General features: G+C 67.6%; 25 protein-coding genes. 18 read left to right on the top strand and 7 right to left on the bottom strand.

The window, feature by feature from the left end; genetic code table 11:
- Positions 1-118 precede the first annotated feature (118 nt).
- The 7 genes from ftsH to AZH51_RS03085 all read left to right on the top strand — a co-directional run bounded on the left by ftsH (position 119) and on the right by AZH51_RS03085 (position 7,176).
- Complete coding sequence (ftsH, locus tag AZH51_RS03115) at positions 119-2,155, top strand: ATP-dependent zinc metalloprotease FtsH (protein ID WP_291521170.1); 2,037 nt, start codon at positions 119-121, stop codon at positions 2,153-2,155.
- Complete coding sequence (folE, locus tag AZH51_RS03110) at positions 2,133-2,717, top strand: GTP cyclohydrolase I FolE (RefSeq protein ID WP_291521168.1); 585 nt, start codon at positions 2,133-2,135, stop codon at positions 2,715-2,717. The genes ftsH and folE overlap by 23 nt, the downstream gene beginning before the upstream one ends.
- Positions 2,714-3,550, top strand: coding sequence for a dihydropteroate synthase (gene folP / locus AZH51_RS03105; RefSeq protein WP_367188022.1), 837 nt, complete (start codon positions 2,714-2,716; stop codon positions 3,548-3,550). Before folE ends, folP begins: the two co-directional genes overlap by 4 nt.
- Positions 3,547-4,419: a 2-amino-4-hydroxy-6-hydroxymethyldihydropteridine diphosphokinase gene (gene folK, locus AZH51_RS03100; RefSeq protein WP_291521165.1), complete on the top strand. Its 873-nt coding sequence runs from the start codon at positions 3,547-3,549 to the stop codon at positions 4,417-4,419. Before folP ends, folK begins: the two co-directional genes overlap by 4 nt.
- Positions 4,416-4,919 carry a DUF3180 domain-containing protein gene (locus AZH51_RS03095; protein ID WP_291521163.1) on the top strand — a complete coding sequence of 168 codons (504 nt, stop codon included), beginning with the start codon at positions 4,416-4,418 and terminating at the stop codon, positions 4,917-4,919. Before folK ends, AZH51_RS03095 begins: the two co-directional genes overlap by 4 nt.
- Before the next feature lie 108 nt (positions 4,920-5,027).
- Complete coding sequence (locus AZH51_RS03090) at positions 5,028-6,392, top strand: DUF6801 domain-containing protein (RefSeq protein ID WP_291521161.1); 1,365 nt, start codon at positions 5,028-5,030, stop codon at positions 6,390-6,392.
- Positions 6,379-7,176: a class F sortase gene (locus AZH51_RS03085; protein ID WP_291521160.1), complete on the top strand. Its 798-nt coding sequence runs from the start codon at positions 6,379-6,381 to the stop codon at positions 7,174-7,176. The genes AZH51_RS03090 and AZH51_RS03085 overlap by 14 nt, the downstream gene beginning before the upstream one ends.
- Before the next feature lie 3 nt (positions 7,177-7,179).
- Here AZH51_RS03085 and AZH51_RS03080 read toward each other — a convergent pair whose 3' ends face one another.
- Together AZH51_RS03080 and AZH51_RS03075 are read right to left on the bottom strand one after the other, a co-directional pair.
- On the bottom strand, positions 7,180-8,340 hold the full coding sequence (locus AZH51_RS03080) for an NADH-quinone oxidoreductase subunit D (RefSeq protein ID WP_291521158.1): 1,161 nt from the start codon (positions 8,338-8,340) through the stop codon (positions 7,180-7,182).
- Positions 8,341-8,345: 5 nt separating this feature from the next.
- The gene (locus tag AZH51_RS03075; RefSeq protein WP_291521156.1) at positions 8,346-9,326 is read right to left on the bottom strand and encodes a DMT family transporter; all 981 of its coding nucleotides are present in this window, start codon (positions 9,324-9,326) and stop codon (positions 8,346-8,348) included.
- A gap of 113 nt (positions 9,327-9,439) precedes the next feature.
- Here AZH51_RS03075 and AZH51_RS03070 point away from each other — a divergent pair, with 113 nt between their 5' ends.
- Positions 9,440-9,979 carry a CGNR zinc finger domain-containing protein gene (locus tag AZH51_RS03070; protein WP_291521154.1) on the top strand — a complete coding sequence of 180 codons (540 nt, stop codon included), beginning with the start codon at positions 9,440-9,442 and terminating at the stop codon, positions 9,977-9,979.
- On the opposite strand, the gene AZH51_RS03065 is transcribed toward AZH51_RS03070, so the two are convergent.
- Positions 9,954-10,892, bottom strand: coding sequence for an SAM-dependent methyltransferase (locus AZH51_RS03065; protein WP_291521152.1), 939 nt, complete (start codon positions 10,890-10,892; stop codon positions 9,954-9,956). The two genes, AZH51_RS03070 and AZH51_RS03065, sit on opposite strands and share 26 nt — an antisense overlap.
- A gap of 225 nt (positions 10,893-11,117) precedes the next feature.
- Between AZH51_RS03065 and AZH51_RS03060 the strand changes: the two genes are divergently transcribed.
- The 6 genes from AZH51_RS03060 (at position 11,118) to AZH51_RS03035 (ending at position 15,543) form a co-directional block, all read left to right on the top strand.
- The gene (locus AZH51_RS03060; protein WP_291521150.1) at positions 11,118-11,309 is read left to right on the top strand and encodes a hypothetical protein; all 192 of its coding nucleotides are present in this window, start codon (positions 11,118-11,120) and stop codon (positions 11,307-11,309) included.
- A 251-nt stretch (positions 11,310-11,560) separates the two neighbouring features.
- Positions 11,561-12,445, top strand: coding sequence for a DUF2520 domain-containing protein (locus AZH51_RS03055; RefSeq protein ID WP_291521148.1), 885 nt, complete (start codon positions 11,561-11,563; stop codon positions 12,443-12,445).
- 14 nt (positions 12,446-12,459) lie between these two features.
- Entirely contained in the window at positions 12,460-13,317 is an 858-nt protein-coding gene (gene panC, locus AZH51_RS03050) for a pantoate--beta-alanine ligase (protein WP_291521146.1), read from the top strand.
- Between the two features lie 63 nt (positions 13,318-13,380).
- Entirely contained in the window at positions 13,381-14,844 is a 1,464-nt protein-coding gene (locus tag AZH51_RS03045; protein WP_291521144.1) for a DNA-3-methyladenine glycosylase 2 family protein, read from the top strand.
- Positions 14,841-15,344: a methylated-DNA--[protein]-cysteine S-methyltransferase gene (locus AZH51_RS03040; protein WP_291521142.1), complete on the top strand. Its 504-nt coding sequence runs from the start codon at positions 14,841-14,843 to the stop codon at positions 15,342-15,344. Before AZH51_RS03045 ends, AZH51_RS03040 begins: the two co-directional genes overlap by 4 nt.
- A gap of 4 nt (positions 15,345-15,348) precedes the next feature.
- Positions 15,349-15,543, top strand: coding sequence for a hypothetical protein (locus tag AZH51_RS03035; RefSeq protein ID WP_291521140.1), 195 nt, complete (start codon positions 15,349-15,351; stop codon positions 15,541-15,543).
- On the opposite strand, the gene AZH51_RS03030 is transcribed toward AZH51_RS03035, so the two are convergent.
- Positions 15,488-16,438 carry a YafY family protein gene (locus tag AZH51_RS03030; protein WP_291521138.1) on the bottom strand — a complete coding sequence of 317 codons (951 nt, stop codon included), beginning with the start codon at positions 16,436-16,438 and terminating at the stop codon, positions 15,488-15,490. The two genes, AZH51_RS03035 and AZH51_RS03030, sit on opposite strands and share 56 nt — an antisense overlap.
- A 62-nt stretch (positions 16,439-16,500) precedes the next feature.
- Here AZH51_RS03030 and AZH51_RS03025 point away from each other — a divergent pair, with 62 nt between their 5' ends.
- Together AZH51_RS03025 and AZH51_RS03020 are read left to right on the top strand one after the other, a co-directional pair.
- Positions 16,501-16,743: a hypothetical protein gene (locus AZH51_RS03025; protein ID WP_291521136.1), complete on the top strand. Its 243-nt coding sequence runs from the start codon at positions 16,501-16,503 to the stop codon at positions 16,741-16,743.
- Complete coding sequence (locus tag AZH51_RS03020; protein WP_291521134.1) at positions 16,740-17,312, top strand: alpha/beta fold hydrolase; 573 nt, start codon at positions 16,740-16,742, stop codon at positions 17,310-17,312. Before AZH51_RS03025 ends, AZH51_RS03020 begins: the two co-directional genes overlap by 4 nt.
- Here AZH51_RS03020 and ligD (AZH51_RS03015) read toward each other — a convergent pair.
- Together ligD (AZH51_RS03015) and ligD (AZH51_RS03010) are read right to left on the bottom strand one after the other, a co-directional pair.
- Positions 17,309-18,166, bottom strand: coding sequence for a non-homologous end-joining DNA ligase (ligD, locus tag AZH51_RS03015; RefSeq protein ID WP_291521132.1), 858 nt, complete (start codon positions 18,164-18,166; stop codon positions 17,309-17,311). The two genes, AZH51_RS03020 and ligD (AZH51_RS03015), sit on opposite strands and share 4 nt — an antisense overlap.
- Positions 18,166-19,092, bottom strand: a complete 927-nt coding sequence (gene ligD, locus AZH51_RS03010; RefSeq protein WP_291521130.1) for a non-homologous end-joining DNA ligase — start codon at positions 19,090-19,092, stop codon at positions 18,166-18,168. Before ligD (AZH51_RS03010) ends, ligD (AZH51_RS03015) begins: the two co-directional genes overlap by 1 nt.
- A 16-nt stretch (positions 19,093-19,108) precedes the next feature.
- Between ligD (AZH51_RS03010) and AZH51_RS03005 the strand changes: the two genes are divergently transcribed.
- The gene (locus tag AZH51_RS03005; RefSeq protein WP_291521128.1) at positions 19,109-20,002 is read left to right on the top strand and encodes a Ku protein; all 894 of its coding nucleotides are present in this window, start codon (positions 19,109-19,111) and stop codon (positions 20,000-20,002) included.
- Positions 20,003-20,008: 6 nt separating this feature from the next.
- Entirely contained in the window at positions 20,009-20,542 is a 534-nt protein-coding gene (locus AZH51_RS03000) for a hypothetical protein (protein WP_291521126.1), read from the top strand.
- Here AZH51_RS03000 and AZH51_RS02995 read toward each other — a convergent pair.
- Complete coding sequence (locus AZH51_RS02995) at positions 20,523-21,644, bottom strand: hypothetical protein (RefSeq protein WP_291521124.1); 1,122 nt, start codon at positions 21,642-21,644, stop codon at positions 20,523-20,525. The two genes, AZH51_RS03000 and AZH51_RS02995, sit on opposite strands and share 20 nt — an antisense overlap.
- Positions 21,645-21,724: the final 80 nt, after the last annotated feature.

Raw genomic sequence — 21,724 nt, 5'->3', positions numbered from 1 at the left:
TGATGGACGTCATTCGCTGCTATTCACCGCGGCGTGTAGCGTCCTGAACAAGTTTTGATTTGGCAGTCGCGACCCCGGTCGCGCCGACCGGGAGGATCGGGCACAGCCCGGCAGGTACATGGATTTCAAGAAGCTCATCCGTAGTCCGGGGCTCTGGCTTGCGCTCGTGGTGGTCGCCGGGGTCATCTGGTTCAGCGTCGGCAGCGTCGGCGGGTACAGCCAGATCACCACGTCCCAGGCGATCGAGCAGATCAAGGACAAGAACGTCGAGTCCGCGAAACTGACGCCTGACTCGATGAGTCTGACGCTGACCAAGCCGGTCGAGATCGACGGTAACGCGAACCTGACGAAGGTCCAGGCCAACTACATCAGCGCTCGCGGCTCGAACATCGTCAACCTGCTCAACGAGAACCCGCCGTCCCAGGGCTTCGATGACGACACCCAGAAGCAGAACGTCTTCGTCAGCCTGCTGCTGAGCCTGTTGCCCTTCCTGCTGCTCCTGGGTCTGTTCTGGTTCCTGCTCTCGCAGATGCAGGGTGGCGGCTCCCGGGTCATGCAGTTCGGTAAGTCCCGCGCCAAGCTCGCGACCAAGGACATGCCGAAGGTGACCTTCGCCGATGTCGCCGGCGCCGATGAGGCGGTCGAGGAACTCCACGAGATCAAGGAGTTCCTGCAGTCGCCGAAGAAGTTCCTGGACGTCGGCGCCAAGATCCCCAAGGGTGTGCTGCTCTACGGCCCGCCCGGTACCGGTAAGACGCTGCTGGCGCGCGCGGTCGCCGGTGAAGCAGGAGTGCCGTTCTACTCGATCTCCGGTTCGGACTTCGTCGAGATGTTCGTCGGTGTCGGTGCCTCCCGCGTCCGCGACCTGTTCGACCAGGCCAAGGCCAACGCCCCCGCGATCATCTTCGTCGACGAGATCGACGCCGTCGGTCGGCACCGTGGTGCGGGCCTCGGCGGTGGACACGACGAGCGCGAGCAGACCCTGAACCAGTTGCTGGTCGAGATGGACGGCTTCGACGTCAAGACCAACGTCATCCTGATCGCGGCGACCAACCGGCCCGACATCCTGGACCCGGCGCTGCTGCGCCCGGGCCGTTTCGACCGGCAGATCGCGGTCGAGGCGCCGGATATGGCCGGGCGGCACCACATCCTGCAGGTGCACTCCAAGGGCAAGCCGATGGCGCCCGATGTCGACCTGCTGACCGTGGCCCGTCGTACCCCCGGATTCTCCGGTGCCGACCTGGCCAACGTGCTGAACGAGGCGGCGCTGCTGACCGCGCGTAGCAACGCGCAGATCATCGACAACCGCGCGTTGGACGAGGCGATCGACCGGGTGATGGCCGGACCGCAGAAGCGCACCCGGGTGATGAGCCTCAAGGAGCGCAAGATCACCGCCTACCACGAGGGTGGTCACGCCCTGGTCGCTGCGGCGATGAACCACACCGAACCGGTCAGCAAGATCACCATCCTGCCGCGCGGTCGTGCGCTGGGATACACGATGGTGCTGCCGGCTGATGACAAGTACTCCACGACCCGCAACGAGTTGCTCGACCAGTTGGCCTACGCCCTGGGCGGCCGGGTGGCGGAGGAGATCGTCTTCCACGACCCGAGCACCGGTGCCTCCAACGACATCGAGAAGGCCACGGGCCTGGCCCGCAAGATGGTGACCCAGTTCGGGATGAGCGAGCGGATCGGTGCGATCAAGCTCGGCTCCGGTAACGGCGAGGTCTTCCTCGGGCGCGATATGGGCCACGAGCGCGACTACTCCGAGGTGCTCGCCGGGACCGTCGATGAGGAGGTGCGCCGGCTGATCGAGGCCGCGCACGACGAGGCGTGGCACGCCCTCAACGACAACCGCGACATCCTGGACAACCTGGTCCTGGAGTTGCTGGAGAAGGAGACCCTGAACGCCGACGCGCTGGCCGTGTTGTTCAAGGACGTGCACAAGCGGCCGCGGCGTCAGGTGTGGTTGTCCAGCGACCGACGCCTGGTCTCCGACCGCCCGCCGGTCATGACGCCGGCGGAGAAGGAAGCCATCGCCCGCGGCGAGAAACCGGAAGAGGACAAGTTGCCGGCCGAGGTGATCGTTGAGGTCCCCGAGGGTGGTTTCGTCGACGGCTCCAGCAACGGGCATGTCAATCCCACCGAAGGTTGATCTGGATCGGGCGGCTGCGGCCGTCCGGGAGTTACTCGTGGCGCTGGGGGAGGATCCGGACCGCGAAGGTCTGCGGGATACCCCCGGTCGGGTCGCGCGGGCGTACGCCGAGCAGTTCGCCGGGATGTGGCAGGAGCCGCAGGACGTCCTGAACCGCACCTTCGATGTGTCCCACGACGAATTGATCATCGTGCGCGATATCGAGTTGTACTCCACCTGCGAGCATCACCTGGTGCCGTTCCACGGGGTCGCCCACGTCGGGTACATCCCGGCGAAGTCGGGTCGGGTGACCGGCCTGTCCAAGATCGCCCGACTGGTCGACGTCTACGCCAAACGCCCCCAGGTGCAGGAGCGCCTGACCAGCCAGATCGCGGACGCTTTGGTCGAGCACCTCGGTGCCCAGGGCGTTCTGGTGGTGCTGGAGTGCGAGCACCTGTGCATGTCGATGCGCGGGGTGAAGAAGCCCGGGGCGCTCACCATGACCTCGGCGGTCCGCGGTCAGTTGCGCAGTGCAGCGACCCGGGCTGAGGCGATGAGCCTGATCGCGACGCCGCGACGGTGACCAGCGCGCTGCCGGTCCGGCCGGTCGACCGGCCCCTGGTGATGGGTGTCGTGAACGTGACACCCGATTCGTTTTCCGACGGCGGCCGCTATCTGGCCGCCGACGATGCGATTGCTCGGGGTCATCAACTGATCGCCGACGGTGCGGATCTGCTCGACATCGGCGGCGAATCCACCCGGCCCGGCGCCGGTCGGCCCAGCGATGACGAGGAGTTGCGGCGCGTCGTACCCGTGGTGCGGGCACTGGCCGGCACGGGTGTCCCGATCTCCATCGACACGATGCGGGCCCGGGTCGCACAGGCAGCGCTGGATGCCGGCGCGCACATCGTCAACGACGTCAGCGGCGGATTGGCCGACCCCGACCTGGTCCGGGTCGTGGCCGAAGCACAGGCGCCGATGATCGCGATGCACTGGCGCGGCCATAGCGCCGATATGCAGCAGCGCGCGCAGTACGACGATGTCGTCGAGGACGTACTGCGGGAGTTGGGGCAGCGTCGAGACGAATTGCTGGAAGCGGGTGTGCTGCCGGACCGGTTGGTGCTTGATCCGGGGCTGGGCTTTGCCAAGACCGGACCGCAGAACTGGCGGCTGCTGCGCTCGATCGCCCGGTTTCACGACCTCGGGCAGCCGGTTCTTGTGGGTGCTTCGCGCAAGCGGTTCCTCGAGCGGGTCGGAGCCCGGGGCGTCGACCCGGTGCCGGCGCAGGACCGTGACCTGGCGACCGCGGCAGTCAGTGTGCTGTTGGCGCAGGCAGGCGTGTGGGGGGTCCGGGTGCACGATGCCCGATCCACGCTGGCCGCTGTCGAGGTCGTCGCGGCGGTGGCGTCCTCGTGACCGATCGGATCGCTCTGCACGGCATCGCCGTCACCGCCTGCCACGGTGTCCTCGACTTCGAGAAGACCCAGCCGCAGCGGTTCATCGCTGATGTGGTTCTCGAGACAGATCTCGCCACGGCAGGTGCAGGTGACGACCTCGTGGACACGGTCAGCTACGCGGAGGTGGCCCAGGAGACGGTGGCCATCCTGTCCGGCCCGCCGGTGGACCTCATCGAGACGCTGGCCGCCCGGATCTCAGACGCAGCCCTCGCCCACACCGGCGTCGAGGCCGTCGAGGTGACGATCCACAAACCGGATGCGCCCGCGGGGGTCCACTTCGTCGACGGCGGCGGACCGTCGGTGAGCATCCGCCGCGAGACTGACCGGCCGGCCGTGATCGCGCTCGGAGCGAATCTGGGGGACCGCCTCGGCACGCTGACAGCTGCGGTGCGAGCGGTTTCCGGCATCACCGGTCTGCGGATCGTGCGGGTCAGTCCGCTCGTCGAGACCGACCCGATCGGTCCGGAACAGCCGGACTATCTGAACGCCGTACTCCTGGCTCGCACCCGGCTGGCCCCTGCGTCCTTGCTGCGCGAACTCCATCGGATCGAGGCTGAGTTCGGTCGGGTCCGCGAGACCCGGTGGGGCGCTCGCAGTCTCGATCTCGACCTGATCCAGGTGGCCGACCTGATGGCGGACACCCCGGCGTTGACGTTGCCGCATCCCCGGGCGCACGAGCGCGCTTTCGTCCTCCAGCCGTGGCTGCTGGCCGATCCGGACGCCACCTTGCTGACCCCGGAGGGTGCGCGGCCGGTCGCGGCGCTGCTGGAAGCGCTGCCGGAGCAGGGCGTTCGCCCGGGCCCGGACTGGCCCGGAGGTGTCTGGTGATCGACCTGTCCGAGGGCGTCCGGATCCGCTATGCGCTGATCGGCGCCGGCGTCGTCCTGGTGCTGTCCTTCTTCGGACTTCGGTGGTGGACCTCGCACGGCAACTCGATGCCGACCAACTCGTGGATCACCGTCGTGGTGTTGTTGATGATCGGTGCTGCCGTGCTGGTGGCCGGGTGGGAGATCCGGCGCTACCTGCACGCACCGAAGGCCGTTGCGCCGCCGTCGCCGCAGCGATCACGAGCAACGCTGGTCGCCGCGCAGGCCTGCGCACTGGCTGGGTCGGTGTTCGCCGGCTGGTACCTCGCGCAGGTGCTGGTCCACATCGACCGGGTATCCAACGGAGCCGACCGCGCACCGCTGATCCTGGCGTTGGTCTCGACGGCCGCGGCCACGTTGGTCGCCGTCAGTGGATTCGTGGTGCAGGCCTGGTGCCGCCTGCCCCCGGAAGATGAGGACGCCGAACGGCAGGGAGACGATTTTCCGGCGATTCCCGCGTAGCTGCGTTGCGATCTACGTCACACTGACGTAGGTTTACTGCCTAGCCTTACTAAATAGTAGGTTTCGCGGAACTTCGCAGATACTGCACCAGTACTAGGAGAATCTTCAATGGCACAGACCACATCGCGCCGCACCTCGTCCGGTGGTATGCGTCGCTCCCTCGCGGCCGTCGGAATCGTTGGCGTTGCCAGTGGCACTGCCGTGCTCGGGCTGGGGGCAGTGCTTGCGCCATCGGCGTCTGCCGTGAACCCGATCCCCGGCATGTGGTTCACCTGCACCGGATATCCCTTCAACGTGGAAACGCCGCTGGGCACGTGGGGTGTGCAGGTCAAGACGACCGCGCCGACGCAGGTCGAGCCCGGAGCTGAGATCCCGGTTCCGACGGTGACGGCCACAGTGACAGCCACATCGGTTGCCTCGGACCAGTTGCGGAACCTCGAGCAGGTGAGTGTCGACGGCACTTCGGTGGCGCCGTACGACGTGTTCGGAAAGACCTACAACGCCAACCTCACGATCCCGCTCACGAAGGTGCCGCCGGCGCCACCGGCGGGTAATGCGCCCGCTGGTTGGCTGGTCACGGTCGCCACGGGTAAGGGCGAGGCTGCTACGGCGCCGACCAAGCCCGGGAACTACCCGATCACGGTCAACGAGTTCAGCGCGAGCCTGACCAGCTACAAGGCTGATGGATCGCCGTTCGGCATTCCCGTCAAGTGTGTGTACAGCACCGGTGGTGCCAGTAACGAGATCGGCAGCATTCAGGTGGGGGGTTCGACCAGCACCTCGACGTCGACCGGCACTGGTACTGCCACGTCGACCGGCACCGGTACTGCGACCTCCACCGGCTCTGGTACCGCAACGTCGACCGGCTCTGGTACCGCAACGTCGACCGGCTCCGGTAGCGCGACCTCGACGAACACCAGCACCTCGACGAACACCAGCACCTCGACGTCGACCGGCAGTTCCACGTCGACCGGTAGCTCGACGAGCACCGGCGGTTCGTCGTCCACGAGCACGAGCACTAGCACTGCGCCGCCCACCAGCCCCTCGAACCCCTCGGGCGCGACCGTGTCGCTGGACAAGCCCTCGTACGCCCCGGGTGACCCGTTCACTCTGAACGCGGCCGGATTCAAGCCGAACGAGTCGGGTATCAAGATCGTGGCCCACTCGACCCCGGTGACGCTGGCAAGCAACCTGACCGCGGACGCCAACGGCAAGCTGACCTACTCCGGCACGATCCCGACCAGCCTGCCCGCCGGCACGCACTCGATCGAGGTCGTCGGCTCGGTGTCCGGTTCGGCCACCTTCACGATGCTGGCTGCTCCGGTGATCACGCCTAGCACGGTGCAGACCGGTTCTGTCGGCAGCGCCGGTGGGAGCAACATGCTTACCGCCGCGGGCATTGGCCTGACCGCTATCGGAGTCGTTGCTGTTGGAGGTGCGGTCGTCGTCGGCCGGAAGCGTGAGCAGCAGTAACAAGACGAAGCGTTCTGTTCTCGCAGTAGCGGGAGCCACCCTGGCGGCGGCGGGCATCGTGTCCGTCGCCGCTGGGTGTGCGCAGTCCCAGAGCGCCAGCCCGGCGACCACTCTGGGCAGCGTGGCCGCTCCGTCGATTCCGCAGTACGTTCCGCCGACCACCGGCGCCGCAGCATCGTCGTCGGAGCCTGCGTCGTCTTCACCGTCCTCGGCTTCTTCGGCTTCGTCGTCGTCGGCCTCGGGTGGGTCAGCACCCTCTGCGAGCGCACCGACGTCGCACGGAAGCGGCGCCGCAGTGTCCGGACACAACACTGCTGCGCCCCAGGGATCGCCGACCCGGGTGTTCGTCTTCAATACGGCGGGCACGACCATCGTCAACGCGTCGCTGATACCGATCTTTGTGGATCCGCAAGGGATTCTCGCGCCCCCAGGCGGTGTCGCCGGCTACCTGAACGACCGCGGTTGGGCGCTGCCCGGCTATCGCGGCGCGTCGATCCTGGCCGGCCACGTCACGTACGGCGGGATCCCTGACTCGTTCTACAACCTGCCGCAGGTGGTCCCCGGGGACAAGATCATCGTGCGTTACAGCAGCGGCGACCAGGTCACCTTCGTGGCCACGAAATCAGCCGGGAAACCCAAGTCGACACTGAGCAAAGACGGCACCGTGTGGGACAGCGGTAGCGCGACGCCAGTACTGCGACTGATCACCTGTGATCCGAAGACACCGATCAAGAACGGCCACTTCGAGGGCAACTGGGTGGTGTGGGCAAACCTGGCCGGCTAGCGACTACTTATCGATATCTCCGACCACGAAGAACATCGAGCCCAGGATCGCGACCATGTCGGCGAGCAACTGGCCGGGCAGCATCTGCGCGAGGGCCGAGACGTTGTTGAACGACGCGGACCGCAGCTTCAATCGCCACGGCGTCTTCTCCCCACGCGAGACGAGGTAGTACCCGTTGAACCCCAGCGGGTTCTCCGTCGCGAGGTAGTCAGTGCCTTCCGGCACCTTCAGCACCTTGGGCAGCTTCAGATTCACCGGTCCTGCCGGCAGCGACCGCAACCGCTCGACACACGCGTCCGCGAGATCCAGGCTGACGTGGATCTGCTCCAGCAGCACCTCGAAGCGGGCCAAGCAGTCCCCTTCGGTCCGCGTCACGACCCGGCCCGGTCCGCTGGGACCGAACAACTCGGCGTACGCCAAATAGGGCTGATCACGGCGCAGGTCCACGTCCAGGCCCGAGGCGCGTGCGATGGGTCCGCTCACGCCGTACGCCGATATGGTGCCCTGGTCGAGCACCCCCACCCCGCGGGTGCGGGCGGTGAGGATCTCGTTGCCCAGCAGCATTCCTTCCAGGTCCGGTAGGCGTCGGCGCACGGCCGCGACAGCGGATGACACGTTGTCCAGCCAGCCCGCCGGCAGTTCGTCGCGCAGGCCCCCGACCCGGTTGAACATGTAGTGCATCCGGCCGCCGGAGATCTGCTCCATGACGGCCTGCAACTCCTCACGCTCACGGAAGGAGTAGAAGATCGGCGTCATCGCGCCGAGTTCGAGGGGATAGGACCCGGCGAACATCAGGTGGTTCAGCACCCGGTTGAGCTCAGCGAGCAGGGTGCGGGTCCAGGTGGCGCGCTCCGGGACCTCCATCCCCAGCATTCGCTCCACCAGCAGGGCAAGTCCTATCTCGCTACTGAACGCGGACAACCAGTCGTGCCGGTTGGCCAGCACCATGATCTGCCGGTAGTCGCGCACCTCGAAGAGTTTCTCCGCGCCCCGGTGCATGTAGCCGACGATCGGCTCGGCCGTGACGATCCGCTCCCCGTCCAGGGTGACCCGCAGCCGCAGCACACCATGCGTCGCGGGGTGTTGCGGGCCGATGTTGAGCACCATGTCCGCGGTGGCCAGTCCGGCGGCTCCGACGCCGACGGTGACTTCGCGGGTGGCCATGCTGGCTAGTCTGCCAGTCGCGTGTCCCGGGACTCGCCCAGCCGCACCAGGACCACGCCGCCGATCACGATGAATCCGCCGATCAGTTGGATGACCGCGGGGACCTCGCCGGCCAGCAACCAGGCGAACAACACCGCGAACAACACCTCGGACAGCGCCACGAACGATGCGACCCGGGCCCCCAGGTCGCGCGCTGCGACCACGCCGGTCACGTAGGCGAACGCCGCGGAGATGACGGCGATGCCGAGCAGGGGAACGACGAACGAGGTCGAGTGACCGGCTAGCTCAACCGGCGCGGTGCTCGCATGCACGTCGACGATGCCGGTCAGACCGGCCACGATCAGGGCCAGCGCCCCGAGCTGCATACTGATCCCGGCGAGCGCGAGGGATGGCAACCCGCCACCGGGATTGCTGGCGATGATGAAGTACGCTGCGGCGCAACCGGCCGCGACCAGTCCCCAGAGGACCCCGGCGCCCGACAACTGCGCACCGCCAAAGACGTTGAGCACCAACAGAAGTCCGACGATCGAGGCCGCGGCACCGAGCAGGACCAAGCGATGCGGCGTACGCCGAGTGGTCACCCAGGCGAGTAGCACCAGCCACAGCGGAGCGGTGTATTCGAGTAGCAGCGCGACCCCGATCGACAAGGTCTGGATAGCGCTGAAGTAGGCCAGTTGCGCACCCGCGACCCCGGCCAGCCCGTATCCAGCGATCGGGCGCCAGTTGGGCAGCACCAGGTGCCAGCGGCCGCGCATCTGCCACACGGTGATCGGCAGCAGGACGAGGGCGGCGATCACGATCCGGCCGGTCACGGCCGCTGCCGGGGTCCAGCCGGCGTGCAGCAGCGACTTCGCGAACGGGCCGGACATCCCGAAGGCCGCGGCCGAGGCGATCGCGAAGAGCAGGCCGGCGAACCGGTGGTGACCCTGTGCGGAGGTGTCCTTCGACAGGTCCGGGACGACGGCGTCGGGGGCGGTGGCGCTCATGACACCTCCTGTAATGGGCTAACGAGATCTATACTCGTGACGATTGGGTCAGCCTAGGCCGTGGTCTCGTTAGCGGTCAACGACCGGTTAGCCCCTTACGGAAGGAGACGGGCGTGGCCTTCGGCTACGACACCGACATGGCGCTGCGAGCGGCGGCGGCACTGGCCAATTCCGAGCATGCCGATCCCGATGCGTTGAGCACGGTCGATGACCTGGCCGACTTCGTGCGCACCTGGGGCTGGACCGGGACAGTTCTTGGCACACCAGCCGAAGTAGCTGCAGTTCGTGGGGTGCGAGCGCAGGTGCGGTCGCTCTGGGCGCCCGACGAAGACACAGCGGTCGCGCGGGTGAATGCCCTCCTGGAACAGGCCAACGCGGTGCCTCAACTGGTCAAACACGATGAGTACGACTGGCATCTGCACGCCACGCCCTCGGATGCGCCGCTGGCGACGCGGATGGTGGTCGAGGCGGCGATGGCCGTTGTCGATGTGATCCGGGACGGCGAATTCGACCGTTTACGCGTCTGTGCCGCTGACGACTGCGACGACGTCCTCATCGATCTGACCAAGAACCGTTCCCGGCGCTTCTGCGACGCCGGCTGCGGCAACCGGCTCAACGTGGCCGCCTTCAGGGCGCGTCAAGCGGGCAACTGAGCGCCCACCAGAAGCCGCCGAGTCCGGCGGGATCGCGGGCGGCCGCCAGTGCGGTACGCCGAGCCAAGCCTGCCAGGTAGCCGGCCGGATCCGTGCTGGCCAGGTCGAGCGACGGTTGGTCGGCACGAATTCCCAGACGCGAGAACGCTTCTCGCTGGGTGATCAGCTCGTCGGCGCCGAGTGAGTCCATCGCCACGTGGGCGGTGACGTCGGTGCTTCCGTCGAACAGCGGTTGGACCCCGACCCCATGGCGATAACCCATCAGGGTCCCGCTGTCGGGTCGGTCGTCGCGGAAGTGGCCGTAGTCGATGGCAACGACCGCGGCGCCATTCGCGCGCAGGTCGGCGAAGGCCCGGTCCCGGGTGAGGCCGATCTCGACGCGGTCACCGGGGATCGGATCTGCCACCGGCCACCAGCGCTGCTGCCACGCACGTTCGTCATCGCTCGGCTCATCGCCCAGCGAGTTGTCCTCGTGCACCACGCGCCACCGATCACCATCCCACTCGGCGACCGTGCACGGCACGACGTCGAGCCACTCGTTGGCAACGACCAGTGTGTCGGCGCCGACGGGCAACGCCGGAAGTCCATCGCCGCCGGGGGAGAGAACCCAATCGATGCCTGGCGGTAGGTCGGCCGGCCGGTCGACGACGTCGACTCCCGTCAGCCGCAACCGTGGTGCCTGCGCATGCAGCGAAGTGAGCAACTCCCCGCGGCCGGCACCAAGATCGACCAGATGGGTCGCGCCCAGGCGATCCGCCATCGCAAGGAGAGACTCGACGTACAGGTGCGACACCCCGGGGACGCCCTGGGCCGAAGTTGCGAAGTGCCCTGCCGGGCCGCGGGGCCGGCGGTAGAAACCGTGATCGCCGTAGAGAGCGTCCTGCCACGCGACGGACAGCGGACGCGGTGCCATGGCAACCCACTGTAGGCAGGGCACCCGGACAACCATTCAGAGAGCCCGCGAGTCCATGCGGATACCGCCGAATTCGCTTTGTTCAGTCCTGGTCGCTGTGGCCCCGGCCTTACGGAGGGGTGGGGTCATGTTGCGGCGTAGGATGTCACGACGAATGTCCCCGAAATTCGAGTCGGCTCGACTACAGCAATCCTTATCATCACCATGGCGAATGAGTGTGCTGGCATGAAAAACGGACAAAACGAACTGGTGGGGCCGATCATCCTCATCGGTACGGGTGGGATTGGTATCGCGTTTGTGATTGCGAGTTGGATCATCTTCGGGTTTGCGTGGATCCTTTGGGTCACGCTGGCCGTATCAGTCCTATCCGTGGTGTGTGGCCTGTTGGCAGTTCGTCAGGCACAGGCGGAGGACTAGTTCGTCTCCTCTTCGAGGGGGAGGTGAATCACCAAGTGACTGATCCACTCCGGTGACCTCCTCGAAGTCGGTGTTCGCACGTGGGGAGAAATTCATTCTTGGCGACGTGCAAGAGATTTTTATATGAGGACCGTATGGGTAGTTCTCTTGTTCATTCCCTTGGTTGTATTGGCAGTACCCAGGTATATCTCACTCGCGGCAATCGAAAGAGACGTCGCAAATAGCGTGGAAGTGACGTAACGTCAGGCAGCGTGAGCGAACTGTCCCGGCCCAATCTGCGCGTCGGTGTTGTAGGAGCCGGCCGGGCTGGCTCGGTCATCGGCGCCGCGCTGCGGGCAGCGGGCCACGAGATCGTGGCCGTCAGTGCGGTCAGCGACGCCTCTCGCGAGCGCGCAGCAGAACTCCTGCCCGGCGTCCCGATCCGCCCGGTCGAGCGGGTGGTGAGTGAGGCGGACGTGGTGATCCTCGGCGTACCGGATGATGCGATCGAGCCGCTGGCCAACGGTCTTGCCGCTGAAAAGCTCTGGGGGCCAGGCAAACTGGTGATCCACCTCAGCGGGTTCCACGGGGTCGAGGCACTGGCCGCGGTGACCACGGCACACGGGGACGCGATCGCGCTGCATCCGGTGATGACGTTCAGCGGCACCCCGGCCGATCTCGACCGGTTGCCCGGCACGCCGTTCGCGATCACTGCCTCCGCAGGTGTCGGTGTCGTCGCCGAAGCTCTCGTTCTGGACCTCGGTGGCCTGCCGGTCGCGATCGCCGAAGGTGACCGGGCGGCGTACCACGCGGCACTGGCGCACGCGGCCAACCATCTGGTCACGGTCATCGCGCAATCCGAGCAGGTGTTGCGTGAGATCGGCGTCGAGGATCCGGGCCGGTTCATCGCACCCCTGGTCGAGGCGGCCACCACGAACGCACTCGAACGTGGGGACCGGGCGCTCACCGGTCCCGTCTCCCGGGGAGACGTCGGCACGGTCCGCGCGCACCTCGACGCCCTGATCAAGCACAGCGCGGATATCGAACCTGCGTATCGGGCCCTCGCTCAAGCCACGCTGGAACGCGCCGCTCTGCGTCGGGCGATGCCGGCCGAAGCGGTGCTGCCCCTGCGCGAATTGCTGGCCGGCGACGACTGAGTACCGTGAGCGCCATGACGACGCAGTTGGTGCACACCCGCGAGGAGTTGCGAGACGCGCGGGCCGCGCTGCCGGGCCGGGTTGCCGTGGTCATGACCATGGGCGCGCTGCATCCCGGACACGCGCAGCTGATCGCGCAGGCCCGCCAGGAAGCCGACAGCGTCGTCGTCACGATCTTCCTCAATCCGCTGCAGTTCGCCGCCGGTGAGGATCTGTCGCGCTATCCGCGGACGCTGAACGCCGATCTGGAGATCTGCCGGGAGCAGGGCGTGGATCTGGTCTTCGCCCCGACGCCGGACGTGATGTACCCCGACGGAGAGCCCGGGATCCGGGTCAGCGCCGGCACGCTGGGTTCGGTTCTCGAAGGCGCTCTGCGACCCGGGCATTTCGACGGGGTCCTCACCGTCGTCGCTAAGTTGTTCCATCTGGTGCGACCGGATCTGGCCTACTTCGGGCAGAAGGACGCCCAGCAGTTGCTGCTCATCCGCCGGATGGCCACCGATCTCGATTTCCCGATCGAGGTCATCGCGGTGCCGACCGTCCGCGAGGCCGACGATCTGGCCATGTCCTCGCGCAACGTCTATCTGACCTTGACCGACCGGGAGGCCGCGCTGTCCTTGTCGCAGGCGCTGCGGGCGGGCGAGGCGCAGGCCGTGCGAGGTCCGGCGGCGATCCGGCGCGCGGCGCGGGACGTGCTCGTGCGCGAACCGCTGGCCCAGGTCGACTATCTGGTGCTGGTCGATCCGGTCCGGTTGGAAGAGGTACCCGAGTGGTACCACGGCACGGCGATTCTGGCCGTCGCGGCCAAGGTCGGCACCACCCGGTTGATCGACAATCTGCCCATCACCGTCGGGCCGACGGCGCCGGCCTAGCCCTACGAGCGTGATGTCGGATTCCTGCTAGCCGCAGCCGTCGGCAGGCCGCAGACTGAGGGTATGCACCTCGACACCGCGACCGCTCTGGCGGCCGTTCGCAGCCGCGATGCGCGGTTCGACGGCTGGTTCGTGACCGCGGTCCGCAGCACCAGGATCTATTGCCGGCCCAGTTGCCCGGCCACCCCGCCGCGGGCCGACCGCATCGACTTCCTGCCGTCGGCGGCCGCCGCGGTGGCTCGCGGCTACCGCGCCTGCAAACGGTGCCTGCCCGATGCCACGCCCGGTTCGCCGGAGTGGAATGTGCGCGATGATCTGGTCGCCCGGGCGATGCGATTGATCGCCGACGGGGTCGTCGAGCGTGAGGGCGTCGAGGGCCTGTCGCAGCGGCTGGGCTACAGCAGCCGGCAGATCGAACGCGTCGTCAGTGAGCAGCTCGGTGCCGGTCCGCTCGCGCTGGCCCGCTCCCAGCGAGCGCAGACCGCCCGGATCCTGATCGAGACGACCGCGATGCCGTTCGCCGACGTTGCTTTCGCCGCCGGGTTCGGCAGCATCCGCTCCATGAACGACGTCGTGCGCACCACCTTCGCGCTGACCCCCACGCAGTTGCGCGCCCGCCGATCACCGCTGCGCGCTGCCGATCCGCCTGCCTGGCACCGGATCGATCTGCGGCTGCCGATGCGCCTGCCGTTCCTGCCGGACAACGTCTTCGGGCATCTGGCCGCGACCGGTGTGCCGGGGGTGGAGGAGTGGCGTGATGGCGCCTATCGCCGGACCGTGCGATTGACGTACGGCGCGGGGATCGTCGCGCTGCGACCCGCCCCTGACCATGTGGCGACGACCGTCTGGTTGCAGGATGTGCGGGATCTGCAGACCGCAGTCAGCCGCTGCCGCTTCCTGCTCGATCTGGACGCTGATCCGCAGGCTGTCGATGCCGCGCTGAGCGCCGACCCGCGGTTGCGACCGTTGATCGCGCAGGCGCCCGGTCGCCGCGTCCCGCACACCACCGATCCGGTCGAGATGGCGTTGCGGATCGTGCTCGGTCAGCAGATCTCGACCCGGGCGGCTCGCACACACGCCGCCCGGTTGACGACCGCTCTGGGCGAACCGGTCAGCGATCCCGCGGGCGGTCTCACCGGGATCTTCCCGACCGCCGACGTTGTTGCGGAGGCGTCGGACGACGTCCTCGCGATGCCCGAGACCAGGAAGCGGACCCTGCGATCACTGGCCCGGGCGTTGGCTGAGGAGCAGATCGATGTGTCTCCCGGCGCGGACTGGACGGTTGCGCGGGAGCGGCTACTCGGCGTACCGGGAATAGGTCCCTGGTCCGTGGAGTCGATCGCGATGCGGGCCCTGGGCGATCCGGATGCCTTCCCCGGGACCGATCTGGCCGTACGGCGAACCCTCGAACGTATCGGCCCGCCCGCTGAGGCGTGGCGGCCCTGGCGTGCCTACGTCACCCAGCACCTGTGGGGCATGACCGACCACGAAACCAACCAGCTACCACCGATGGAGGCCATCGCATGACTCGCCGGCACCTGACCCTCGATCCGACTCCGATCGGCCCGCTGACCCTCGTCGCCGACGGCGACGAACTGGTCGCGGTCTACATGGAGGGGCATGCCCACCACCCGGGCAGCGACGCGCTCGGTGAACCCGGTGACGGCGGGGTCCTGGGCGACGCCGCCCAGCAGCTCACCGAGTACTTCGCGGGCGACCGCACGACCTTCGATCTGCCGATGCGTCCGATCGGCACCGACTTCCAGGTGCGCGTGTGGCAGGCCCTGCGCCAGATCCCGTACGGCGTGACCTGGAGTTACCGGGAACTGGCCACGGCCGTGGGCAATCCGTCCGCGAGCCGCGCCGTCGGCCTGGCCAACGGACGCAATCCGCTATCGATCGTGATCCCGTGCCACCGGGTCATCGGCGCGGACGGATCGCTGACCGGATACGGCGGCGGTGTGGAGCGCAAGCGCTGGCTGCTGGACCTGGAGCGTCAGGAGGCGCTGCTGCCCGGTCTATCCTGAGGGGGTGTGGCCCGCGATCCTGACCCTCCTGCCGACCATCGGGCTGGTCTATCTGTTCTACGTGATCATGAAGCACATCATGGAGGCCGACCGGCGCGAGCGGATCGCGCAGGCGCAGTGGGATGCCGCGCGGGACGCCGAACTTACGGCGTCGTCGCAGCCACCAGCCGCTGACCCACCTCCCGCACCGCGGACCTGACTTCCTCGCTGCCGACCACCTCAAAGGACCACGGCAGCGTGGCCAACTGTTCGGCGTAGAAATACGGACTGTCGGTCGTGCCGGTCAACCGGGTCATGTCTCCTTCCGCGGTCAGTCGTCCCCACGCCGGTGACACGCATCGGCGCACCCGTTCGATCGGTGCATGGATCAGGACCTCGGCCGCGTACTCCCAACCGGTCGCCAGATGTTCCTCCAGCATCTGTACCGGGTCGAGGTCGACGGGCGGTTCGAAAGTGTCGATCAGGGGCAGCGGTTCGGTGATCCGGTCGACGCGATAGGCGCGCATCGCGTCCCGGCCGCGGTCCCGGCACAGCAGATACCACCGCCCGTGCCGCACGACGATGGCCCACGGCTCGACCTCGGTGGTCCACGTCGTGCCCCGCTCGGAGCAGTAGGTGATGCGCACGACGCGCTGCTGCGACCAGGCCTGCACCAACTCGATGGTGATCGCCGGATCGGGCCGGGCCGCACCGCGATCCGGCGCCGGCGCGATCCACCGTCGGATCGTCTCCACCGGCCCGGCCACCGAGGCCGGCATGGCCCGCACCACCTTGGCCAGTGCTGCCCCGACCGGCGCGGTGTCGTCGCCGGCTGCGTGATGTCCGTCGAGCACCGCCATCACCAGGCCGAGTGCTTCGGCGGCGGTGAAGGTCACCGGCGGCAGCCGCACCCCGCTGCCCAGCCGGTACCCGCCGTACCTGCCGCGGATGGCAAAGACCGGGATCCCCGCCTCGCGCAGGATGCTCACGTACCGCCGGGCGGCCCGGTCCGAACAATCCAGACGCCGCGCCAACTCCTCTGCGCTGATTCCCGGCCGGTCCTGCAGCAGTTGCAGGGTGCGCAGCGAGCGCACGGTCGGATTCGACTCATCCATCCCCACAGCCTGCCAGGTAATCCGGCAACGATCCGTCCGCAATAAGTCCTAACGTCGCCCGTATGGCGACTACCGAACGCATCGACCCACCCTGGGAACCGCCGCTGGCCGGCACCGAGATCGAGCATCTGGCCGGGTTACTCAGACACCTCTCGCTGGTCGAACACCACGATTTCGATGCGGACCCGGACTGGGAGTTCCGCACCGCATTGACCGACGACGCCGACTACCTCTGTCGCCTGTACGACGAGTCCGTGGTCCACGCGCGCGCTCGCCTGGCCGCGGCCTGGGCGGTGGCGTCATGACCACAGTCGTCCTCTTCCATCACGTTCTCGGCCTGACCCCTGGTGTCATCGCGCTCGCGGATCGGCTGCGCGCGGCGGGTCACACCGTGCACACCCCGGACCTCTATGGCGGGGAGACGTTCGCGGCCATCCCGGAGGGTTTCGAGTTTTCCAAGGACCTGGACACCGACGCGCTGGCCGATGCCGCGGTCGCCGAACTGCCAGCCGACGTTGTCTACGCCGGGATCTCGATGGGCGGCGGACAGGCGCAACGCCTCGCGCAGACCCGGTCGGGCGCTCGGGGTGCGGTGCTGCTGGAGACCTGCTTCCCGATCACCGGCGAGTGGTCGTTCGGTCCATGGCCGGAGGGCTTACCCGCCCAGATCCACGGCATGGACGACGACGAGTTCTTCGCCCACGAGGGCGATCTGGATTCCGCCCGTGCACTGGTCGCCTCCGGTGCGGACGCCGAACTTTTCCTGTATCCCGGTGATGTGCACCTGTTCGAGGATTCCTCACTGCCGCAATATGATTCGGCAGCAACGGACCTGTTGGTCGAGCGGGTCCTTGGCTTTCTCGGCCGGGTCTAGTCCAGCGGCCAGAGGTCGCCGAGGTCCTCCAGCCGGTCGAGCACCTCGTCGAAGGTCAGGTGCTGCAGGGTCGGTCCGTCCTCGATCTCGTCCCACGTGCGCGGCGCGGCAACCGTCGGCCGGTCGCGACCACGCAGCGAGTACGGCGCGATCGTGGTCTTGGCCGCGGTGTTCTGTGACCAGTCCACGAAGACCTTTCCCGGGCGCAACGAGGTCGTCATCTTCCACACGACCGCGTCCGGTTGCTCCTTGGTGAGTCGCTGGGCCAGGGACTTGACCCAGTCGCGGACCTCCTCGCTGGTCCGTGATCCGTCGACCTCGGCGTACAGCTGCATCCCCTTGCTGCCGCTGGTCACCGGAACGACGTCACTGGTGGCGATCTCGGCCAACCGGTCCCGGATCGTCAGCGCGAGCGCCGCACACTCCGGCAGCCCGGCGCCCTTGCCCGGATCCAGATCGATGACCAGACGGTCGGGGTTCACCGGCTCCTCGTCGACGAATTTCCATTGCGGCACATGCAGTTCCAGCGCCGCCAGGTTGGCGAAGTAGGTCAGGCCAGCGACGTCGTCGATCAACGGATACGTCACGCCACCGCGCTCGACCCGCCGGATCCACGACGGTGTGCCGCCCGGCACGTTCTTCTCGAAGAACGACTGGTCACCCACCCCATGCGGCCAGCGCACCCGCGTCACCGGTCGCTGCGCGATCACTCGCAACAGGACCGGCGCGACTTGGGCGTAGTAGTGCAGGATCTCGCCCTTGGTGGTTTCTGTGCCCGGATAAAGGATCTTGTCCAGGTTGCTGACCTGCAGTCGCCGCCCGTCGACTTCGACGCTGATCTTCTCCTCGGGCATCACAGATCCTGCGGGGTCAGGTCGGCACGCACGCCGCGCCAACTGGGTTGGCGCAACCGGCCGTCCCTGGTGATCGTGTGGTACTCGATGTCGACCACCAGTTCCGGTCGCATCCAGTGCGCGCCGCGTGCTTCGGCCGGTGGCACGGGGGCGTTGAACGGGCTGGTCGGTGCCTCCAGCGCCCGCAGCTTCGGCAGGAGCGCCGCGCCGGCGGCGCCGGCCAGTCCTGAACCGATCCGGCCGACGTACTGCAGACCGTCCTCGGCCGGCGTGCCGATCAACAGACTGCCGAGCACGCCCGCCCGGTCGGTCTCGGGTCGCCACCCTCCGACGACGTACGACGAGGTGCGGCGATGCACGATCTTGCGCCAATCGGGGGAGCGGGTCCCAGGTCGATAAGGGGACGAAAGTCGTTTGGACACAATGCCTTCCACTCCCTGCTCGTCAGTCGCGGTCAGGAGTAGTTCACCGTCGTCGAAGACGGGCGGCACCTGCACCCAGGCGGAGGTGAGACCCGTCGCCTCCAGGAGTTCGCGGCGTACCCGCAAGGGTTGGGTCAGGATCTCGTGGCCGCCCACCCGCAGCAGGTCGAACGTCATCAGGGTCACCGGGGCGGTCGCGGCCAGCCGATCGGCGTCGGCGGGTTTGGTGACGTTGAATCGCTCGGCGATCCCGGCGAAGCTCGGCGTTCCGTTGTTCAGCACGACCACCTCGCCGTCGAGCAGGATGTCGTGGCCGGGCAATCCGCTACCGGCTGAGGAGAGTTCGGGGAAGGCAACGGTCACGTCCCGTTCGGTGCGGGAGGTCACCCGGACCCGGGGCCCGTCAACCTGGACCAGGACCCGCATCCCGTCCCACTTCACCTCGTGCTGCCAGTCGCCGCCCACCGGCACCGAATTGCCAGGGGTGGCAAGCATCGGGCGCATGGGGCACTCTTGCACAATGCGGGCGATCTGGAAGGGTGCCGTGTCGTTCGGTCTGGTCAACGTGCCGGTCCGGCTGTATTCGGCGACCGAGAATCACGACGTGCAGTTCCGCCAGGTCCATCGCGAGGACGGGGGCCGGATCCGCTATCGACGCGTCTGCGCGATCGATGGCGAAGAGGTCAGCTACAACGACATCGCCAAGGGCTATGAGACCGAGGACGGCCAGATGGTCGTCCTGACCGACGACGACCTGGCCAATCTGCCGATCTCGACCTCGAGGGAGATCGCCGTCGACAAGTTCGTGCCGGCCAGCGAGATCGATCCGCTCTATCTGGACAAGAGCTACTACCTGGAGCCCGACGCCAGCGCCGTGAAACCGTACGCACTGCTGCGGGATGCGTTGCTGCAGACCGACCGCGTCGCGCTGGTCACGATCACCATTCGCACCCGCATGACGATCGCGGTGCTGCGGGTGCGCGACGAGGTGATCGCCCTGCAGACGATGCTGTGGCCGGACGAGGTGCGCACTCCTGAGTTCGGGGTGCTGGACGACGCCGACCTCAGTGTGAAACCGGCCGAGACCGCGATGGCGCAGATGCTGGTCGAGTCTTTGGCGGGCGACTATGAACCTGACGAATACACCGACGACTACGAGGAAGCGATCCATCAAATCGTCGAGGCGAAACTGGCCGGCGGTGAAGTGACCGCGGCTGCCGAACCACAGGACGAAGGCGGTCAGGTCGTCGACCTGCTCGCAGCGCTACAACAGAGCGTCGACCGGGCCAAAGCCGCTCGCGGCGAGAAGCCCACCCCCGCGAAGAAGGCTCCTGCCAAGAAGGCTCCTGCCAAGAAGGCTCCCGCGAAGAAGACGGCCGCCAAAAAGGCTCCGGCTAAGAAGAAGTCCGCCTAGCCGGCGATGGACACCCCGTCGCTGGCGGTCTTCATCTGTACTGGGAACATCTGCCGGTCCGCCTTCGCGGAGCGGCTCGCCCAGGTTCGTGCCGAGGAGTTCGGGCTGACCGGATGGAGGTTCACCAGTGCGGGCGTCGGTGCCCTGGTCGGTTCACCGATGGACGAATCGATGGCGGCCCAGTTGCGCGCCCGGGGTGGTGACGCCGAGGGTTTCGTCTCCCGGCAGCTGAATCGGGCGATCGTCCAGGGCGCCAGCCTGGTCCTACCGATGGAGAAGTTCCACCGACAGGTGGTCCTCGGTGACTTCCCGGCCATGGTGCGCCGGGTGCACACCGTGGGGCAGTTGGCCGCCGTGAGCCAGTCGCTGCCGCAGGAGGTCGTCGGCGAGGCCTATCTCGCCGCGGTCCAGGCGGACCGACGCCCGACACGCTCGCAGTACGACGTGCAGGACCCGTACCGCAAGGGTCCGGAGAAGGCCGCCGAGGTGGCCGAACTGCTGGACCACCACGTGACGCAGATCATCGCCCGACTGGGCTGAGCGCTCCCACCGTGACGAGGTCGTCAACCGCTGAACGCACCAGATCCGGGGCCTGCGGATGCTCCCCGTGGGCGGTCCGGCAGACGTCGAGGAGCTCGGGGGTGCTCATGGGCTGCTCGGCAGCCAGCCAGATGGTCGCGCCCAGGCCGCTGAGCCGGAGCGGTACTGAACCGGCCAGCAGGAGCACTTCGTCGTCGCAGACGACGGCGTCGTCGAACGGCGCTCGCTGCAGGGACAGCTCCTCGTCGTCGGTGAGTGTGTGGCCGGTGTCCACCGGGTCGCTACTGCCGGGGACCGAGGTGAACCGGGGCGGGGTGCTCCCGCGATCGTTCAGGACCTGCTCGATGAGGTCGCTGGTCTGGTCGATCTCCCGGTAGTAGAGGGTCTGCACACCGCCCAGATCGACGATCAGCTGCGCCAGGGCCGTCAACGGCTGATCCAGAGCGGTCAGCGACGACGTCTGGGGGATCAACGTCATCATCGCGTCGATCAAGCCGACCGGCTCGAGGGTGGGCACCGTGGCGGGGTGCGGTGCGTCCTCGTCGCGCCCCCCGCGGTCAATCCGATCCAGCAGCAGTAACGCGCCTGCGCGCAGCGAATGCGGCGGGGTGCGCAACTGCAGTTCGTCGGGGCCGTGCTGTTGCTTGTGGTGCGGGTCGTCTGCCTCAAGAACCACCGACAGCGGCTTCGGATACGGCAGCACCGTCAGATCCGGCTGGATCAGCACGGTTTCGTCGGTGACGTAGCCGAACTCACGAGCACACAGCCGCGCCGCCGCCGTCGTTTTACCGGTACCCGAGGGCGCCACCAGGACCGCAACCTCACCCGTGTCGGTGGCGACGCCACAGGCGTGCAGCATGACTCCGGTACCAGCCGCCTGCCGGATCGCCGCAAAGGTGACGGCCGAGGACAAGGCGTAGTCACGGCGTACGGGATCCTCGATATCCGACAGCGGCACGTTCGTGGCGGGCGCAGTGTCGGCCCCGTCCGGCGCGCAACGGCTCCATTGCGCGCGTAACGCCGCCACTTGCTCGACCGGTAGCGCCTGGACCTCCACTTCCAAGCGATGCCCCAGGGCTTCGATGCGCAGCGGGTCGGGCATGCGCGGCATCGTATGGCATCCGCGGCGATGGAACATGCGCGCGCCGTGTTGCGTTGCACCCTCCAGAGTCCGGACACGAC

The sequence above is a fragment of the Branchiibius sp. NY16-3462-2 genome, assembly GCF_001594145.1.
In the GTDB taxonomy this organism is placed as follows: Bacteria; Actinomycetota; Actinomycetes; order Actinomycetales; family Dermatophilaceae; genus Branchiibius.
The sequence above is the reverse complement of the archived record's forward strand: the minus strand, read 5'-3'. Positions and strand labels throughout refer to the sequence as shown.

Bases quoted from the DNA above. Each gene is read 5' to 3' on its own strand.
- ftsH (WP_291521170.1), top strand. From the start codon at position 119: ATGGATTTCAAGAAGCTCATCCGTAGTCCGGGGCTCTGGCTTGCGCTC.
- folE (WP_291521168.1), top strand. From the start codon at position 2,133: ATGTCAATCCCACCGAAGGTTGATCTGGATCGGGCGGCTGCGGCCGTC.
- AZH51_RS03090 (WP_291521161.1), top strand. From the start codon at position 5,028: ATGGCACAGACCACATCGCGCCGCACCTCGTCCGGTGGTATGCGTCGC.
- AZH51_RS03080 (WP_291521158.1), bottom strand. From the start codon at position 8,340: ATGGCCACCCGCGAAGTCACCGTCGGCGTCGGAGCCGCCGGACTGGCC.
- AZH51_RS03075 (WP_291521156.1), bottom strand. From the start codon at position 9,326: ATGAGCGCCACCGCCCCCGACGCCGTCGTCCCGGACCTGTCGAAGGAC.
- AZH51_RS03065 (WP_291521152.1), bottom strand. From the start codon at position 10,892: ATGGCACCGCGTCCGCTGTCCGTCGCGTGGCAGGACGCTCTCTACGGC.
- AZH51_RS03060 (WP_291521150.1), top strand. From the start codon at position 11,118: ATGAAAAACGGACAAAACGAACTGGTGGGGCCGATCATCCTCATCGGT.
- panC (WP_291521146.1), top strand. From the start codon at position 12,460: ATGACGACGCAGTTGGTGCACACCCGCGAGGAGTTGCGAGACGCGCGG.
- AZH51_RS03045 (WP_291521144.1), top strand. From the start codon at position 13,381: ATGCACCTCGACACCGCGACCGCTCTGGCGGCCGTTCGCAGCCGCGAT.
- AZH51_RS03040 (WP_291521142.1), top strand. From the start codon at position 14,841: ATGACTCGCCGGCACCTGACCCTCGATCCGACTCCGATCGGCCCGCTG.
- AZH51_RS03030 (WP_291521138.1), bottom strand. From the start codon at position 16,438: ATGGATGAGTCGAATCCGACCGTGCGCTCGCTGCGCACCCTGCAACTG.
- AZH51_RS03025 (WP_291521136.1), top strand. From the start codon at position 16,501: ATGGCGACTACCGAACGCATCGACCCACCCTGGGAACCGCCGCTGGCC.
- AZH51_RS03020 (WP_291521134.1), top strand. From the start codon at position 16,740: ATGACCACAGTCGTCCTCTTCCATCACGTTCTCGGCCTGACCCCTGGT.
- ligD (WP_291521132.1), bottom strand. From the start codon at position 18,166: ATGCCCGAGGAGAAGATCAGCGTCGAAGTCGACGGGCGGCGACTGCAG.
- ligD (WP_291521130.1), bottom strand. From the start codon at position 19,092: ATGCGCCCGATGCTTGCCACCCCTGGCAATTCGGTGCCGGTGGGCGGC.
- AZH51_RS03005 (WP_291521128.1), top strand. From the start codon at position 19,109: ATGCGGGCGATCTGGAAGGGTGCCGTGTCGTTCGGTCTGGTCAACGTG.
- AZH51_RS03000 (WP_291521126.1), top strand. From the start codon at position 20,009: ATGGACACCCCGTCGCTGGCGGTCTTCATCTGTACTGGGAACATCTGC.
- AZH51_RS02995 (WP_291521124.1), bottom strand. From the start codon at position 21,644: ATGCCCGACCCGCTGCGCATCGAAGCCCTGGGGCATCGCTTGGAAGTG.